The organism is Rouxiella badensis (assembly GCF_002093665.1).
Lineage (GTDB): Bacteria > Pseudomonadota > Gammaproteobacteria > Enterobacterales > Enterobacteriaceae > Rouxiella > Rouxiella badensis.
In genome coordinates, this window is record NZ_MRWE01000005.1 from 151,636 (window position 1) to 169,453 (window position 17,818).

The window sequence follows — 17,818 nt, forward strand, 5'->3', positions numbered from 1 at the left end:
ATGACTAAAAAATCGATTTACGTTGCTTACACCGGCGGTACCATCGGCATGCAGCGTTCAGAACAGGGCTACATTCCTGTATCCGGCCATTTACAGCGCCAGCTGGCGTTGATGCCCGAGTTCCACCGTCCTGAAATGCCTGATTTCCATATTCAGGAATATTCACCGCTGATGGATTCGTCGGACATGACGCCGGAAGACTGGCAGCACATCGCCGACGACATTCAGGCGCACTATGACCAGTACGACGGTTTTGTTATCTTGCACGGCACGGATACCATGGCGTTCACCGCCTCTGCGCTGTCTTTCATGCTAGAGAACCTCGACAAGCCGGTAATCGTCACCGGTTCGCAGATCCCGCTTGAGGCTTTGCGCTCGGACGGTCAAATCAACCTGCTCAATTCCCTGTATATTGCCGCTAACCACCCGGTTAACGAAGTCACGCTGTTCTTCAACAATCGCCTGTATCGCGGCAACCGCAGCACCAAGGCGCACGCCGATGGTTTTGATGCCTTTGCGTCTCCGAACATGGCACCGTTGCTCGAGGCCGGGATTCATATTCGCCGTCTCGCTACGCCGTCTATTCCGGCAACCCACGGTCCGCTGCGCGTGCATAACATTACGCCGCAACCGATTGGCGTGGTCACGATTTATCCGGGCATTTCTGCTGAAGTGGTGCGTAACTTCCTGCAGCAGCCGGTGAAAGCGCTTATTCTGCGCTCTTACGGCGTTGGCAATGCGCCGCAGAAAGGCGACCTGCTGAAGGAGCTTAAAGAGGCCTCCGAGCGCGGCATCGTGGTGGTAAACCTGACCCAGTGTATCTCCGGCAAGGTGAACATGGGCGGTTACGCAACCGGTAATGCGCTGGCGCACGCGGGCGTTATCAGTGGTTTTGACATGACCGTGGAAGCCACGCTGACTAAGCTGCACTACCTGCTGAGCCAGCCGCTTTCGCCGGAAGAGATCCGCGAACAGATGCAGCAAGACCTGCGCGGAGAGTTAACTCTTTAAGGGGATAAGATGAAATCTGCGCTGTTGATTATCGATCTGCAGAACGATTTTTGCCACGGCGGTGCCTTGGCCGTGGCCGAAGGCGATGAAACGGTCAACATCGCTAATCTGGCTATTGCCGCCTGTCGTCATGCCAATATCAAGGTCGTGGCCTCGCAGGACTGGCACCCGGCAGATCATCGCAGTTTTGCCCTGAACTCCTCGGCCGAGCCGTGGACGGTCGGCGAACTCGAAGGCCTGCCGCAGGTATGGTGGCCGGTACACTGCGTGCAGAACACGCCAGGCGCAGACTTTCACCCCCAGCTCAACACTGCCGGACTGGACTACATTGTGCATAAAGGTCAGGACGCAGCGATTGACAGCTACAGCGCCTTTTTCGATAACGGTAAGCGAGCGGCAACCGCGCTGCACCCCTGGCTGCAACGCGAGCAGGTTGAGCAGCTGATTGTTATGGGGCTAGCGACCGATTACTGCGTCAAGTTCAGCGTGCTCGATGCGCTGGCGCTGGGATATCAGGTGACGCTGTTAAGCGACGGCTGTCGCGGCGTTAATCTTCAGCCCGATGACAGCAAGCGGGCAATCGAAGAGATGCAGCAGGCGGGGGCCAAGGTACAAAACCTCTCTCAGCTGGTCAGCAACCTGCACTTTACCCTTTAAAATTCACGACGTCGGGTGACGGCCCTTTCCCGCCCCGATTCACTACCAAAAGAAGTCGATTAACTATGACTGTAAAGATTCATACCCAGCAGGAAATCGAAAAGGCGCGCATCGCCGGTAACACGGCGGCAAAAGTGCTCGAGTTCATCAAGCCTTACGTCAAAGTCGGCGTCACGACCAATGAAATTGACCAGCTTTGCCACGACTACATCGTTAACGAGCTGAAGGTAACGCCAGCTAACATCGGCTACCACGGCTACACCAAAACCTCGTGTACCTCGGTGAACCACGTGGTTTGCCACGGCATTCCGGCCGATAAAAAACTGAAGGACGGCGATATCGTTAACATTGACGTAGCCATTATTCAGGACGGGTGGTACGGCGATACCAGCCGCATGTACTACGTCGGCAAACCGACCATTCGCGGGCAGCGTCTGGTTGAGGTGACCTATCAGTCGATGGTGGCAGGGATTAAAGCGGTGCGCCCAGGTGCCACGCTAGGCGACGTCGGCGCAGCGATTCAGCAGATTGCCGAGAGCAACGGTTTCTCTGTGGTGCGCGAATACTGTGGCCATGGCGTGGGCGAGGAATACCATACCGAGCCGCAGGTACTGCACTACGGTCGTCCGGGCGAAGGTCTGGTGCTTGAAGCGGGAATGATTTTCACCATCGAACCGATGATCAACGCAGGCAAAGCGGCAACCAGCGTCCTGTCTGACGGCTGGACCGTCGTCACCAAAGACCGCTCGCTGTCGGCACAGTGGGAGCACACCATTGCCGTCACTGAAACCGGTTATGATCTGCTGACTCCGTGGCCAGAAGGTACCGGCGATTACGACGCCCTGTAACGGCATCGCCATTCTTTCTCCTGCTTAAATAAAAGCAGGAGAAAGAATAATTCATAAATAATACCCCACCCAATATTTATATATATTCAGACTGGAAATACTTAACGAAATAAATAAAAAACCTAACTCATAAAATTACGACGCCGATCAAGTTCTGATTAAAAAAACCAATAAATCACTCACTAAATTCTACGCAATGGGCTAGTTTTGATTTCGCCAAACTTAATAATTATTTTATTTTTGGCATGGTGAGTTAACGACAGGAAATAACCTTCTGCTTACGTTAACTCTGAAATTATTTTCCATTAAGGATTAAGGAAACTTCCATTGAATAAATTCAAATCGCTCGCTGCCGTAGCCGTATTGTTTAGTGCCGTTGGTTTCAGCTCTGCGGCTAACGCCGACCTGCTGCCTATCCCACCGATTACTTCCCCAGATATTTGCTCCACGCTGCACAGCCTGGTGCCGGTGGGCACTCCTGCCGACCAAATAGAAGCTGGGGAAATTCTTAAGGCTTTGGGACTATTGCCGGCGGATACCACCGTCGGACAAATATCTGCATGTTATAATTAAATTTCACCCCCCCTCCTGCTTTTGGGAGGGGGGTTATTTATAAGCTTCAACAATATTTCAATATTAATAATTCACCCAATAAATATATAAGCCAGAGTTATTACGAAGCGCACCTTGAAGGATCTTATAAATAATGCCACCGCGCCTACCGCCTAAAAAAAACATAAAATATAAAAAAGAGATTGGCGTAATTATTTTACTGCTGTTGTTAGCCTTCTTATTCTGGGGAGATGGGGAAGCGTTTACCGCGTCTCCTGCTCCGCCGCTGACCGTCAGGGTCACCCGGCAAACGCTCGAACTTACCGTCATGGCCAGCGGCATTCTCCAGCCGATTAAACGCATCGACGTCGGTTCTCAGGCCTCGGGGCAGCTTAAAACCCTAAGCGTCACGCCCGGAGACTTTGTTCATCAAGGTCAAGTGCTCGGCGAGATTGACCCTACCCTGTCCCAGAATACCCTGCAGGATGCCGAGGTTGCGCTCAACAGTTTACTGGCGCAAAAGAGGGCTAATCAGGCGCTGGTGAAGCGCTCTGCCCTGTTGCTCAAACGCCAGCAGGCAATGTATACGCAAAGCGCGGCCTCGCAGCAGGACGTGGAGTCGGCCGAGGCGGATATCGCGGTGCAGCAGGCACAACTCACCTCGATGAATGCACAAATCCACCAGCAGCAAATTCGCGTCGATACCGCCAAGACCAATCTTGGCTACACGCGGATTATCGCGCCGGTTAGCGGCACGGTGGTGTCGGTCAATACCCAAGCTGGCCAGACAGTCGTGGCCTCCTACCAGATACCGGTTATTTTACAGATTGCTGACCTAAGCATCATGACCGTACGCGCGCAGATCCCCGAGGCAGACATCAGCCGGGTAAAACCTGGCCTGCCGGTGTGTTTTACCACCCTTGGAGCCGACACTCGCCCGTTATGTAGCACGCTTCGCACCCTCGAACCCGCGCCGGAGACCATTAACAATGCCGTTTTTTATAATGCCCTGTTTGACGTCGCCAATCCGCAGGGCACGCTTAGGCCTGAGATGACTGCGTTGGTCAGCGTTGTGCTGCAACGCGCCGATAACGTGCTCACGATCCCCGTCACCGCCCTTGGCCCGCAGATTGACGCCAGCCACTATCGGGTCAACCTGATGGGCACCGAGGGGAAAACGGTCGCACGAACCATCCTGACCGGCATTGACGACGGTACGAGGATTGAGGTCAAGGAGGGTTTACAGGACGGGGAGGCGTTGGTGATAGCGAGCCTGCCGCCGAGCGAGACGACGAAATGACGCCGCCGCTGCTCTCTCTGACCGCTATTAGTCGCCGTTTTCAGAACGGAAACGCGGAAGTCACGGTGCTCAATAACCTTTCTTTGGATATTCATGCCGGCGAGATGGTGGCGATTATGGGGCCGTCTGGCTCGGGAAAGTCCACGCTGATGAATATCCTTGGCTGCCTGGACCGGCCGAGTGACGGGGCTTATCGCATCGATGGGCGAGACGTTCAGCATTTTGACAGCAACGCCCGCGCGCGCCTGCGCAGAGAGCGGTTCGGGTTTATTTTTCAGCGTTACCATCTGATCCCGTCGCTGTCGGTAGCCGATAACGTCGAGGTCCCTGCTCGTTATGCCCGTCATCCGCGCGCGCTGCGGCGTGATAAAGCCTTGCGTCTCCTGAGTCAGTTGGGTCTGAGCGGCCTGGAGACACGCGGCGTCACTCGCCTTTCTGGCGGCCAGCAGCAGCGTGTCAGTATTGCCCGAGCCCTGATTAACGGCGGGGAGATTATTCTGGCCGATGAGCCGACGGGCGCACTGGACAGCCAAAACGGCCGTGATGTGATGCAATTATTACAGCAGTTACATCGTCAGGGGCACACGGTCATTATCATCACCCATGACATCGAGGTTGCACGCTATGCCGGGCGTATTCTCCGACTCTGCGATGGACAGCTCTGCTCAGACCAACCCAATCAGGCCGAAAAATCGGAATACGTTGAAAAATCGAAAGACGTTAATGCGCCCCCTTTAGTTGCTGGAACCCAGGGAGAGACGCCTCACCGGCGGCTCACTCGCTGGGAAGCCATCACCGATAATCTACTCGGCGCCTGCCGCACGCTCTCGGTTCACAAGATGCGTTCCGGCCTCACGCTGCTGGGCATCGTGATTGGCATTGTTTCCGTCGTCTGTCTCAACGCCGCCGGTGAAGGGGCAAGACGCTACGTTCTGGATACGCTCGCCACGCTGGGCGGCAACGTCATCACGCTGCATCCGGGCAAAGGTTTCGGTGATGATGAGGCCGCAAGCCGACGATCGCTCGGCCCGAGAGATCTCAAGCTACTGCTGGCCCAGCCCTGGGTAAAAGCCGCAACGCCCAACGTCAACGCCAGTCTGCGTATTCGCTGGCAGCGCGCAGACACCAACGCCAGCGTCAACGGCACCAGTGCAGAATTCCTTGAAACCAGCAATCTTGAGACGCTGGCAGGCCGCAGCCTGCTGCCGCGTGACGTGGCGCAAAACGGCTCTGTGGTTATCATCAATCAGGCCTTGCAGCAGAAACTTTTTCCGACGGGTATAGACCCGCTGGGTCAAATTATTCTGGTCGGCACACAGCCGTGCCGTATCGTGGGCGTCATGCGCAGTACTTCAGCCTACAATAACGGGGCGCTAACGCTGTGGATGCCCTGGACCACCGCCAGCAGCCGGCTTCTCGGTCAGAACTGGTTCAGTTCAATAGCCGTTTCATTGGAAAACGGCCTCACGTCAGAATCGGCAAAAAAAGCGATACAAAGCCTCCTGACTCGTCTGCACGGGCGGCAGGACTTTTATATGCAGGACAGCGCGGCTTTCGTGAGTTCTATTGAAAAAACCAGTTTTGCGCTAACGCTGTTTTTATCGCTGATCGCCCTGATTTCACTGCTGGTCGGGGGTATTGGCGTGATGAACATCATGCTGGTCTCAGTCACTGAACGCACCCGAGAAACGGGGGTACGTATGGCGGTCGGTGCGCGTCCGCGCGATATCCAATGGCAATTCCTGACCGAAGCCGTGCTGCTCTGTCTGATAGGTGCCGCGATTGGCGTTACGGTGTCACTCGGCCTCGGCGCTGTGCTGGCGCTGTTTATACCCTCGTGGCAGATGGTATTTTCGTTGAAGGCCATGCTGATTGCCGTGGGCTGTGCGGTCGTGGTCGGCATGCTTTCGGGTTGGCTTCCTGCCTGGCAGGCCGCCCGCTTAGACCCCGCAGAAGCGCTGGCTCGCGAATGAGAAACCTGCGCAGGCTTATGCTGTTGAGTATGTTAATCCCGTTAAGCGGCTGCGGCCTGCTGCGAAGTTCTCCGCCCACGCCGCCGCAGCTCCCCACGCACTGGAGTATGCCGTCCCCTGCGACGAAAGAGCAGACCGATTTTTGGGCCTCTCTGGGTGACGCGGATCTGCCCGCAGTATTGGCGCAGGCGCTGCGTCAAAATGACGATATTAAGCTTAGCGCGCTGCGGGCGAAGCTGGCACAGATTCAGTCGTCATTAAGCGGGCTTTCACGCTGGCCCTCGGATTCACTGGGATTCAATGCCGGCGTCAGTCGCCCAATGAACTCCCCCGAGGGTTTTGCTCCTTCCACTTCGCGCTTTGCGGGGGGAAATTTCACGTTGAGCTATCCGCTGGACATCTGGGGGACAGCGATGGCGCAGCGCGAAGCGGCCGAACTCGATGCACAGGCGAGCGAAAACGACTGGCGGGCGGCGCGTCTGGCGATTTGCGTTGCCGTTGCGCAGACGCGTTGGCAGCTTGGTTATTTGCATCGTCTGCGCACCCAGGCGTTCGCCGACCTGCATGACGCGCGCAGTACTCTGGAGCTAACGCAGATTCGCTATCGCGCGGGGGCAATTTCGGGAGGGGATCAGGTATTTGCCCGGCAGTCGGTAGTCAGCCAGCAGGCAACGTTATCGCAGCTTGAGCAGCAAATTGTCGAGACCAGACATGCGTTTGCGCTACTGATGGGCGCGCCACCGGAGTCACCACAGCCCGAGCTTGATGACTTGCCGGACACTGTCTTGCCTGTCCCTGCGGCAGGATTACCGGTGGACCTGCTCTCACGGCGTGCCGATGTTCACGCCGCAGAACTGAGGGTGCGCAGCAGTCTGGCGGATGCCGATGCCACGCGTCTTAGTTTTTACCCTTCCCTGACCTTGACCGGCAGCTATGGCACCTCAAGTCCCACGCTGACGCAGTATCTGGCCAACCCCATAGGGCAGTTGGCCGCCGCGCTCACCCTGCCATTCGTTCAGTTTAATACCGCCCGGCTCAGTAACCAGAGTGCTCGCGTGGCCTATGAAGCCGAGTCGGTCAGTTTCAGAAAAACGCTGTATCGCGCGTTGCAGGAAACAGAAGACGCACTCTCCGCCCGCGTCCGTTTGAGCGAACAGGCACAGTATCTCAATGAAGCGCTGGCCCTGACGCAGGAGGCTGAACGCGTGACCTTCTCACGCTGGCAGCTTGGGCGCACAGACATTCAACCTTGGCTCGACGCAAAAGGCGCTCGTCGACGAGCGACGTTGAACCTGATGCAAAATACGCTGGCGCGCCGAAATAATGCGGTCCAGATCTATGCGGCGCTCGGCGGCGATTATCACCAGCGCCAATGACCTCGCCATGTGAACAATTAAGGGTTGGGACTCGTCCGGTGCCAGCCCCTGTCTCTAGAGATTGGTTAGAGGAACACCGGTTTACTGTCAGGAACCATTCTTAATCTTGATCAAGCTTTCCTGGAGAAACTGGTGCTTAAGCTCTTGCTTACTCTTTGTGACTATCTGGCCATCGGTACCCACCGTCATATGCTGGGCGTCAACGTTATGGCGTGCCTGATAGAGCATGACGACCTGAAGGCTGTGCTCTTTTTGCTGCTCGGTCAAACGGACGCCGTCCGGCCATTTGCCCAACTCGACGGCCAAGGCGAGACGTTGGTAAATTTCAGGGGTCATGACGTCGACAAGTTCACGAATTTCCATTCAAAACACTCCCACGCTTCACAGAATTATTCCAGCTTGATGAATAAATGGCTGAATCGATTTTGTTAAATGTTTTTAATATTTCCCTGCGGCAGACCCGACGCGGAACTTGCCGGGTCTGCCGAAGAAATTAGCCTGCAGTCTTCTCGCCGTTCTCGCCATCAATGAAGCTCATTGACGCGGAATTCACACAGTAACGGTCACCTGTAGGCTCTGGACCATCAGGGAAAACGTGGCCCAAATGCGCGTCACAGTTGGAACAGCGGATCTCTACGCGCTCCATCCCATGAGAATTATCGGTAAGATAGCGAATAGCATCATGCGTCACCGGTTGATAGAAGCTCGGCCATCCACAGCCCGCATCAAACTTGGTGTCCGAGTAAAACAGCGGCGCATTACAGCACAGGCAGTGATAGATGCCGTCACGCGTATTGTGCAGCAATTTTCCGGTGTAGGGGCGCTCCGTGCCGCGCTCTTGCGTCACATAACGTTGAATTTCAGTAAGTTCTGGATTTTGAGGGGTATCTTTGAATTCGTTGGCCATGGGTGCCGTTCTCTTCGAGATGAAAAAATCAACTAAAATAACAGTTAATAATAACAAAAAAGTAACAACGAGTCAGCCGGTTTTGGCTTAAACTCTATGCCATTGGTGCGGGGCGCAGACATGTGTGATGGTGATCACATATTTGATCTGCGGCAGTTTAAACCCCGTAAATACGCCCCAATATGCGTAACAGCTGATAATGAAACGGAACGTACAATAAGCGAACAATAGTAGGTGCAAGGTTTGACTTACCGCAACAATTGTTGCGATTCCGCTTGACGCTCACCAAGGTTTTTGTAATTTTACAATCAACCTTTATTCACTGAAAAATAGCTGGTGGAATATATGACTATCAAAGTAGGTATCAACGGTTTTGGCCGTATCGGCCGTATCGTTTTCCGTGCTGCGCAGGAACGTTCTGACATCGAAATCGTTGCTATCAACGACCTGTTAGACGCTGACTACATGGCATACATGCTGAAATATGACTCTACTCACGGTCGTTTTGACGGCACCGTTGAAGTAAAAGACGGTCATCTGGTTGTTAACGGCAAAACCATCCGCGTTACCGCTGAGCGTGACCCAGCTAACCTGAAATGGAATGAAGTGAACGTTGACGTTGTAGCGGAAGCTACCGGTATCTTCCTGACCGACGAAACCGCACGTAAACACATCGAAGCTGGCGCTAAGAAAGTTGTTCTGACTGGCCCTTCTAAAGATGACACTCCTATGTTCGTGATGGGCGTGAACCACAACTCTTACGATGGTCAGGAAATCGTTTCTAACGCTTCTTGTACCACCAACTGCCTGGCGCCACTGGCTAAAGTTATCAACGACAAGTTCGGTATCGTTGAAGCGCTGATGACCACTGTTCACGCAACGACTGCAACTCAGAAAACCGTTGATGGCCCGTCTCACAAAGACTGGCGCGGCGGCCGCGGCGCATCTCAGAACATCATCCCTTCTTCTACCGGTGCAGCTAAAGCAGTAGGTAAAGTTATTCCTGCTCTTAACGGTAAACTGACCGGTATGGCTTTCCGCGTACCTACCCCTAACGTTTCCGTTGTTGACCTGACTGCGCGTCTGGAAAAACCAGCTTCTTACAAAGAAATTTGTGCAGAACTGAAACGCGCTTCAGAAAACGAGCTGAAAGGTATCCTGGGCTACACTGAAGACGAAGTGGTTTCTACCGATTTCAACGGCGAAAAACTGACTTCTGTATTCGATGCTAAAGCAGGTATCGCTCTGAACGACAACTTTGTGAAACTGGTTTCCTGGTACGACAACGAAACTGGCTACTCAAATAAAGTTCTGGACCTGATCTCTCACATCGCTAACAAATAAGTTAACGTTGTGTTGGACTGACAGAGGGCGACGATAAGTCGCCCTTTTTCGTTTAGCCCAACGTCTGTCAGTTCTTCCCTGTCGTAGTTTTCACTCGATATTGCACAGGACTACACCATGAGCGAACAATTTTTCACGCTTCCCGTGACCAAACAAATCTCTCCTTCTATCAGCCAAAGCCAAATTGCAGACCTGCCATTGCTGGTTATCACGCATCCGAAGGGTCGTGCGGCCATCACGCTTCAGGGCGCACATCTGGTGAGCTGGCAACCGACTGGCCAGAAACCGGTCATCTGGCTGAGCAGCGAAACTGCCTTCGAGCCGGGTGTTGCCATCCGAGGCGGCGTTCCCGTGTGTTGGCCCTGGTTTGGGCCCGCAGGTAAACCCTCTCACGGCTTCGCACGCAACCTACCCTGGCAGTTAACCGCGCACAGAGAGAATGATTCGGTGGTCAACCTGACCCTTACGCTGAAAGACAGTGAAGAGACGCGCAAATATTGGCCGCACGCCTTTACCTTGCATGCACATTTCTCTTTCGGCGATCAATGCTCCATCGAACTCGAGTCGCACGGCGACTTTGAGACCACCAGCGCCCTGCACGCCTACTTCGAGATTGGTGACATTAGCGAGGTGAAGGTAGAAGGTTTAGGCCAGCCTTATATCGATAAGGTGGCCAATGGCGAAACCGCGTTGTTGCAAGGCCCACTGACGTTCAATGGCTTAACGGATCGCATCTTTACCGATCCCGAAAAAGAAAGCCTGATTGTCGATCCGGTGCTCAAACGAACCCTTAGCGTTAAACATCAAGGCAATAGCGACGTGGTGAGCTGGAATCCGGGTGCGGAGAATTCCGCATCGATGAAAGACATGGCCGATGACGGCTATAAAACCATGGTTTGCGTCGAGACCGCGGCTATCTCACATTCCCAGATAAGCACCGCCGCGGCACCCGCGAAACTGGCGATCGTCTTTGGTATTAAATAAAAGCCTTGGGTTTTAAATAAAAGGTAGCGCCAAAAAGGGACGACCTCTGTCGTCCCTTTTTTTAAACGATATCCAGTGGAGTCTTTTGATTCGGAGCGGGGAACGCCTGGTCGATAAGCGCGAGTTCGTGTGCGTTGAGACGCAGGTTAAGTGCGGCGGCATTCTCTTTGACGTGGTCAGGCTGTACGGCTTTCGGAATAGCAATCACGTTATCGAAACGCGTTACCCACGCCAGCGCGATTTGCGCACTGCTGACGTTTCTTGCCCTCGCCAGCTGTTGCATAATGGGATGATGCAACACCTCCTGCCGGAGATTACCCGCCTGTGCCAGCGGACAATAAGCCATAATCGGCATCTCATGGTCGCGACACCAGGGCAGAAGTTGGTGTTCAATCCCGCGAGAAGCAGCATGGTAAAGCACCTGATCGGTCATGCACTTCTGTCCCCCCTGCACCTGCCAGAGCTCGTCGAGATCATGGGTGTCAAGATTCGAGACACCCCACTGTCGAATTTTACCGGCTTTTTGCAATAACTCCATGGCAAGCACAGTTTCTTCAAGTGGGATCGATCCACGCCAGTGCAACAGATAGAGGTCGATACAGTCCGTTTTAAGACGGTGCAAGCTCTGTTCACAGGCTTTCACTGCGCGAGCGCCCCCTGCGTTCTGCGGATAGACTTTCGAGACCAGGTAAACTTTATCCCTGCGACCGGCAATCGCCTCACCCACCACTCGTTCAGCCCCACCGTCGGCATACATTTCTGCGGTATCAATCAGGGTCATCCCCAGGTCAATCCCCTGCTGTAAGGCATTGACTTCAGAGCGAAAGGCCGACTCTCGCTCTCCCATAAACCAGGTACCCTGTCCAACGGCGGGTACCCGTGTTCCATTAGGAAATTCTACGGTTTTCGCGTTCATCATTTGCTCCTGTCCAGGTCATTATTATTCGGTGTGAAAAGCGTTAAGAGTGTGCAAAGCCTCTTCACCTTTAATACTGTGAGGCAGTTCTCAAAATCAATGACCACGTCGCCGCTGCCCTCCAGACGTGCAAATGGGGCGAAACGCCCCATTAAGTAGCAAAATAAGCACCAAATTAGTGCACCTTGATGCTTATGCCGTCATTAGAAGGTATAGCTTACTCCGGTCATCAGGACGCCAGTATAAGATTTATCTACCATAGGGCTGTCTTTGATTTCATCAGCCAGGCGGATGTAGCGACCGGTCACGAACGCCTGCCACTGTGGGGCAAAGCTGTAACGTGCTGAAACTTCAACATAGGGGTTAACGCTGTCGCCAGGCTTGTAGCTGTTCAGGCCGCTACGGTGAGACTCGCTACTGTTAATGCCGTAGTAGTATTTGTTCTCGTTAGCACTGTCCCACATCACACCCACGCCAGGGACAACGGCCCATTTGTCGCCATGGAAGGTATAAAGATAAGCCAAATCGCCGACAATGCCATTGCTGTAGTTCAGCGTATCGCCGGTCAGCATGGCACGAAGGGTGCCCCACTCCGCATCATGATTATAGGCTACGCCGGCCATCAGTGTGCCGCGACGACGGTTTAGACGTTTCATCTGGTCGTCGTCACTGTCGCTCGGTTTAAAACCGAAAGGATTATAACCTGCTACCAGACTCAGCTGATTTTGCTTGTCTTTCCACAGATAGTATCCTCCCATCAGCGAATGGAAGTAGAAATTGTCTCCTTCGTAGTCGATAACAGGGATCGGATAAACTTTAGTGTCGTATCCGCGATAAACGCTGGAGCTGCCGAGCGCAGCTGCGCCCAGAGACAGGTCACCCGCATAGGCGGACTGGCAGAGCATTGCTGCAACGGCAGCGAAAGGCAGAGCCTTGAGAAAGACAGTTTTCATTACATTCATCCGTAAGTTTTGAAATCGGCGACAGTGTAAAACATCTGTAACGAAGCGTCAGGGAATTCGCACAAAAACCTAAAGCAACCGAATAATTTATATGCGGATTATGAAATAATTATGACTAAAAAATGCTCATTATTCCTGCACCCCACGTCCTGCAAGGCCTGAAAGCGGTATTCCAATAACTGAGTCCTTGATATGGCTTAAAAAACTAACATTTCGCACAGGAAATTTTTGCAAGGTCAAACTACGCTTATATATAGGAGAAAAAACTTGCTGAGGATGTAACCTGTACGTGTTGCTCATGACTGACCATGACTCTACTTAAATTAAATAGAGCAACAATAAGTTGGCATAAGGGTTGCTAAATCTTTAACAGATAGTCAGTAAGGGGAATTTTCTTCCGGGAGCTGTATCACCGCTTTATTGGCTCTCTTTAACCTGTGCTAAATAACGAAGGACGGGCATCTATGAACATATTTGACCATTATCGCCAGCGCTATGAAGCTGCCAAGGATGAAGAGTTCACACTGCAGGAATTTCTTACCATCGCTCGGCAAGATCGCAGTGCTTATGTTAATGCCGCGGAACGCCTGTTGATGGCAATAGGTGAACCCGTCATGGTCGACACCGCGCTTGAACCACGCCTGTCGCGTTTATTCTCCAACCGTGTTGTCGCACGCTATCCAGCCTTTGAAGAATTCTATGGGATGGAGGAAGCAATCGAGCAAATTGTCTCTTATCTCAAACATGCCGCTCAGGGCCTGGAAGAGAAGAAACAGATCCTCTATTTACTCGGCCCAGTCGGCGGCGGTAAATCATCCCTGGCTGAAAGACTAAAAGCGTTAATGCAAAGGGTTCCGATTTACGTCTTGAGCGCCAACGGTGAACGTAGCCCGGTCAACGACCATCCTCTGTGCCTGTTTAATCCGCAGGAGGATGCCCATATTCTTGAAAAAGAATACAACATTCCAACCCGCTACCTCGGCACTATTATGTCGCCCTGGGCGGCAAAACGTCTGCACGAGTTTGGCGGCGATATCACCAAGTTCAAAGTAGTTAAAGTCTGGCCGTCAATTCTCGAACAGATTGCGATAGCCAAGACCGAACCCGGTGACGAAAACAATCAGGATATTTCGGCGCTGGTGGGTAAGGTCGATATCCGCAAACTTGAAAACCACGCGCAGAACGATCCTGACGCCTACGGCTATTCAGGCGCACTGTGCCGTGCAAACCAGGGTGTGATGGAATTCGTCGAGATGTTCAAGGCGCCAATTAAGGTCTTGCATCCGCTGTTGACCGCGACCCAGGAAGGTAACTATAACGGGACTGAGGGGATCTCTGCCCTGCCGTTTAACGGGATTATCCTGGCACACTCCAACGAATCTGAGTGGGTGACCTTCCGCAACAACAAAAACAACGAAGCCTTCCTTGACCGCGTCTATATTGTGAAGGTGCCTTACTGCCTGCGCGTGTCGGAAGAGATGAAGATTTACGACAAACTGCTTAGCCACAGTGAACTAGTGCATGCACCATGCGCACCGGGAACCCTTGAAACCCTGGCGCGGTTCTCTATCCTTTCACGCCTGAAATCACCTGAGAACTCAAGCATTTTCTCCAAAATGCGGGTTTACGACGGTGAAAGCCTGAAAGATACCGACCCGAAAGCCAAGTCGTATCAGGAATACCGTGACTACGCCGGCGTTGATGAAGGAATGAACGGCCTGTCTACGCGTTTTGCCTTCAAAATTCTGTCTCGCGTATTTAACTTTGACCATGCAGAAGTGGCGGCCAACCCGGTTCACCTGTTCTACGTACTGGAACAGCAGATTGAGCGTGAACAGTTCCCGCAGGACGTGGCAGAGAAATATCTCGAGCACCTGAAAGGCTATTTGATCCCTAAATATGCCGAATTCATCGGTAAAGAGATCCAGACCGCCTACCTTGAGTCGTATTCGGAATACGGACAGAACATTTTCGACCGTTATGTCACCTATGCCGACTTTTGGATCCAGGATCAGGAGTATCGCGACCCGGATACCGGCCAGCTGTTTGACCGTGAGTCCCTGAATGCCGAGCTGGAAAAAATTGAGAAACCGGCAGGTATTAGCAACCCTAAAGATTTCCGTAACGAAATAGTCAACTTCGTTCTGCGAGCCCGTGCTAATAATAGTGGTCGTAATCCGAACTGGACAAGTTACGAGAAGTTACGCACGGTTATTGAGAAAAAAATGTTCTCAAATACCGAAGAGTTGCTGCCAGTTATCTCCTTTAACGCCAAGACGTCGACCGATGAGCAGAAAAAGCACGATGACTTTGTCGACCGAATGATGGAAAAAGGATATACACGTAAACAGGTTCGCCTGCTTTGTGAATGGTATCTGCGCGTGAGGAAATCATCGTAACAAGCACTCGGAGTCAAAGCGGGGATCGTTGGCAACGTTGTTTGGGGGCTATATGACGTACTTTATTGACCGTCGACTGAATGGCAAGAATAAAAGCGCGGTTAACCGCCAGCGCTTTTTGCGCCGCTATAAGTCGCAAATAAAACAGTCGATCGCCGAGGCCATCAATAAGCGTTCGGTTACCGACGTTAGCAGCGGGGAGTCCGTGTCGATCCCCGTTGAAGATATCAACGAACCCATGTTTCATCAGGGCCGCGGTGGGTTACGCCACCGCGTTCATCCTGGCAACGATCACTTCGTGCAGAACGACCGCATTGAGCGCCCTCAGGGCGGAGGCGGTGGCGGCAGTGGTCAAGGCGATGCCAGCCAGGATGGTGAAGGTCAGGACGAATTCTCTTTCCAGATATCGAAAGACGAATATCTCGACCTGCTCTTTGAGGATCTGGCGCTGCCGAACCTGAAGAAAAACCAGTATAAGCAGCTTACTGAATACAAAACGCACCGCTCGGGCTTCACCTCCAACGGGGTTCCGGCCAATATTAGCGTCGTCCGTTCTTTGCAAAACTCGTTGGCGCGCCGGACGGCGATGTCGGCAGGGAAAAAACGAACGCTGCGTGAGCTGGAAAGCAACCTTGCCGAGGTTGAGAACAGCGAACCTGCCCAGCTGTTAGAGGAGGAACGGCTGCGAAAAGAAATTGCAGAGTTGAGGCAGCAAATTGCCAAAGTGCCTTTCATTGACACCTTCGACCTGCGCTACAAGAACTATGAACGTCGCCCCGAGCCTTCGAGTCAGGCGGTGATGTTCTGTTTGATGGACGTATCCGGTTCGATGGATCAGGCCACCAAAGATATGGCTAAGCGTTTCTATATCCTGCTCTATCTGTTCCTGAGCCGTACCTATAAAAACGTCGACGTGGTGTATATACGTCACCATACTCAGGCGAAAGAGGTCGACGAACAAGAGTTCTTCTACTCTCAGGAAACGGGGGGAACCATTGTCTCCAGCGCACTGAAGTTGATGGATGAAGTGATTCAGGAACGCTACGACCCTGCTCAGTGGAACATCTATGCGGCGCAGGCGTCGGACGGCGATAACTGGGCCGATGACTCACCGCTGTGCCACCAGCTTTTGGCGCAGAAAATTCTGCCGATGGTACGTTATTACAGCTATATCGAGATTACGCGTCGTGCGCATCAGACGCTGTGGCGTGAGTACGAGGTTCTGCAGCAGCATTTTGGCAACTTTGCTATGCAGCACATCCGTGAACAGGAAGATATTTATCCTGTATTCCGCGAACTGTTCCACAAGCAGACGACAGAAAACTAATCTTCATTGCTTATTAAAATCACAGCCGGTAATTAACCTTACTGGCTGTTTTTTTGTAATTCAACCTGGAGTGTTTACTCTGCCGTCAGTAACTCATAAATATAATAAACGATACAATGTCACACTCAGGGTGTAGTCTATTGATCAGGCTATTTTGGATCATCCCGGTCAGCGCGTCATTCTCATCCCTCTGACAGCATTTGAGGTAAGCACCCTCGTTAGAATGGGAGTTCCCATGGATCCGACAAGGTTTATTTCATTCATTCACGCACACGAGCGCGGTATCAATAAATGAATACTGATCTTACACCAGAAACAGAAGTTTGCCCCTTTTGCCACACAAATTTAGAAGAGAAATCAGACAGATGTAAGCAATGTGGTGCCGAGAGAGTCGTTGGCCACATCAATGCCCAGCAACGTAAAAAGCTCAATTTATTCCGTGCTGCATTATTCATTATTCTCTGCGGGTACTTTTATTTTCAACTGCAGGAACCCGGTAGTATTGTCCTGTTAGTCAGCGTATTTATCGTCGGAATAATTCTGATCGTTATTGTTCCACACCTTTATTACAGGTTTAAAAATAAAAATAACATAATCTGGAAAAGGAAAAGCAGCCCGACGTAAACATGATAATGCCTCTTTTGAGGCATGTTTACCCTCTCCCTCTCGTCATACTTCCCTCTTCATCCCTTAAGGTATGTCTCTCTACAGCGTGCGAGCTCTGCGCGCGCCTGCGTGCCTCCTTCAAAACAGGGTCTTAAAAGCCCATCTCGGATTTTTTTTATGTTTTAGGTTTGCTATAAAGCGCGCTGGTGTTCTAAACTATTGACACAATAAGAGTATTTAATTACATAGCTTTACTATTAATAATCATTTTACTCCATGCCAGCGTATGGAATGCTTTTAACAGTTCAAACTTACGACTACGAAGCGGTATAACGAATGAATAATAAACTCAGGTCCGATACTAACACCTGCTCTATTTGTAATACGGAAATGCCTGCAGACGTGACGCATTGTTCAAACTGCAAGGCTCATATGATAAAAGGTTATATTGATGCATCTGCAAGAAAATCGAGGCGGATGGCTGTGATTACTCTTTTAATTGCAAGCGCACTGACTTTCTACTATTTGTATCCTACTACCAGTAATCCTCCGATGCTTTTCCTGGCATTTGCCTTATCTATTGTGCTTTCATTCATATTTCCCTATATCTATTACAGAGTAAAAAATAAAAACAACATTATCTGGAAGCGTAAAGC

At 52.0% G+C, this 17,818-nt stretch carries 16 protein-coding genes; 12 read left to right on the forward strand and 4 right to left on the reverse strand.

The window, feature by feature from the left end; all coding sequences use genetic code 11:
• The 7 genes from ansA to BS640_RS04940 all read left to right on the forward strand — a co-directional run bounded on the left by ansA (position 1) and on the right by BS640_RS04940 (position 7,717).
• Positions 1-1,011 (forward strand): asparaginase, encoded by a 1,011-nt coding sequence (gene ansA / locus BS640_RS04910; RefSeq protein ID WP_017491012.1) that lies wholly within the window; start codon positions 1-3, stop codon positions 1,009-1,011.
• 9 nt (positions 1,012-1,020) lie between these two features.
• Positions 1,021-1,668 (forward strand): bifunctional nicotinamidase/pyrazinamidase, encoded by a 648-nt coding sequence (pncA, locus tag BS640_RS04915; protein ID WP_084912100.1) that lies wholly within the window; start codon positions 1,021-1,023, stop codon positions 1,666-1,668.
• Positions 1,669-1,733: 65 nt separating this feature from the next.
• The gene (gene map, locus BS640_RS04920) at positions 1,734-2,516 is read left to right on the forward strand and encodes a type I methionyl aminopeptidase (RefSeq protein WP_017491010.1); all 783 of its coding nucleotides are present in this window, start codon (positions 1,734-1,736) and stop codon (positions 2,514-2,516) included.
• 327 nt (positions 2,517-2,843) lie between these two features.
• The gene (locus BS640_RS04925; RefSeq protein WP_084912101.1) at positions 2,844-3,089 is read left to right on the forward strand and encodes a hypothetical protein; all 246 of its coding nucleotides are present in this window, start codon (positions 2,844-2,846) and stop codon (positions 3,087-3,089) included.
• Positions 3,090-3,222: 133 nt separating this feature from the next.
• Positions 3,223-4,368, forward strand: a complete 1,146-nt coding sequence (locus tag BS640_RS04930) for an efflux RND transporter periplasmic adaptor subunit (RefSeq protein WP_017491008.1) — start codon at positions 3,223-3,225, stop codon at positions 4,366-4,368.
• The gene (locus BS640_RS04935) at positions 4,365-6,341 is read left to right on the forward strand and encodes a MacB family efflux pump subunit (protein WP_084912102.1); all 1,977 of its coding nucleotides are present in this window, start codon (positions 4,365-4,367) and stop codon (positions 6,339-6,341) included. Before BS640_RS04930 ends, BS640_RS04935 begins: the two co-directional genes overlap by 4 nt.
• A 29-nt stretch (positions 6,342-6,370) precedes the next feature.
• Entirely contained in the window at positions 6,371-7,717 is a 1,347-nt protein-coding gene (locus tag BS640_RS04940; protein WP_227956145.1) for an efflux transporter outer membrane subunit, read from the forward strand.
• Positions 7,718-7,804: 87 nt separating this feature from the next.
• On the opposite strand, the gene BS640_RS04945 is transcribed toward BS640_RS04940, so the two are convergent.
• Entirely contained in the window at positions 7,805-8,080 is a 276-nt protein-coding gene (locus BS640_RS04945) for a YeaC family protein (protein WP_017491005.1), read from the reverse strand.
• Between the two features lie 130 nt (positions 8,081-8,210).
• On the reverse strand, positions 8,211-8,624 hold the full coding sequence (msrB, locus tag BS640_RS04950) for a peptide-methionine (R)-S-oxide reductase MsrB (protein ID WP_017491004.1): 414 nt from the start codon (positions 8,622-8,624) through the stop codon (positions 8,211-8,213).
• Between the two features lie 345 nt (positions 8,625-8,969).
• On the opposite strand from msrB, the gene gapA reads away from it, so the two are divergent.
• Positions 8,970-9,968 carry a glyceraldehyde-3-phosphate dehydrogenase gene (gapA, locus tag BS640_RS04955; RefSeq protein WP_017491003.1) on the forward strand — a complete coding sequence of 333 codons (999 nt, stop codon included), beginning with the start codon at positions 8,970-8,972 and terminating at the stop codon, positions 9,966-9,968.
• Between the two features lie 117 nt (positions 9,969-10,085).
• Positions 10,086-10,952, forward strand: a complete 867-nt coding sequence (locus tag BS640_RS04960) for a D-hexose-6-phosphate mutarotase (RefSeq protein WP_017491002.1) — start codon at positions 10,086-10,088, stop codon at positions 10,950-10,952.
• 61 nt (positions 10,953-11,013) lie between these two features.
• Here the strand turns inward: BS640_RS04960 and BS640_RS04965 are convergent, their stop codons facing one another.
• Together BS640_RS04965 and BS640_RS04970 are read right to left on the reverse strand one after the other, a co-directional pair.
• Positions 11,014-11,868: an aldo/keto reductase gene (locus tag BS640_RS04965; protein WP_017491001.1), complete on the reverse strand. Its 855-nt coding sequence runs from the start codon at positions 11,866-11,868 to the stop codon at positions 11,014-11,016.
• Positions 11,869-12,071: 203 nt separating this feature from the next.
• A complete protein-coding gene (locus tag BS640_RS04970) occupies positions 12,072-12,821 on the reverse strand; it encodes a MipA/OmpV family protein (RefSeq protein WP_017490999.1) in 750 nt (249 codons plus the stop codon).
• A gap of 473 nt (positions 12,822-13,294) precedes the next feature.
• Between BS640_RS04970 and yeaG the strand changes: the two genes are divergently transcribed.
• From yeaG to BS640_RS22180, 3 genes are all read left to right on the forward strand, one after another.
• The gene (yeaG, locus tag BS640_RS04975) at positions 13,295-15,229 is read left to right on the forward strand and encodes a protein kinase YeaG (protein WP_017490998.1); all 1,935 of its coding nucleotides are present in this window, start codon (positions 13,295-13,297) and stop codon (positions 15,227-15,229) included.
• A 52-nt stretch (positions 15,230-15,281) separates the two neighbouring features.
• The gene (locus BS640_RS04980) at positions 15,282-16,556 is read left to right on the forward strand and encodes a YeaH/YhbH family protein (protein WP_017490997.1); all 1,275 of its coding nucleotides are present in this window, start codon (positions 15,282-15,284) and stop codon (positions 16,554-16,556) included.
• Positions 16,557-17,498: 942 nt separating this feature from the next.
• Positions 17,499-17,818, forward strand: a 320-nt coding sequence (locus BS640_RS22180; RefSeq protein ID WP_206600909.1) for a hypothetical protein, incomplete at its 3' end; no start/stop codon positions are given.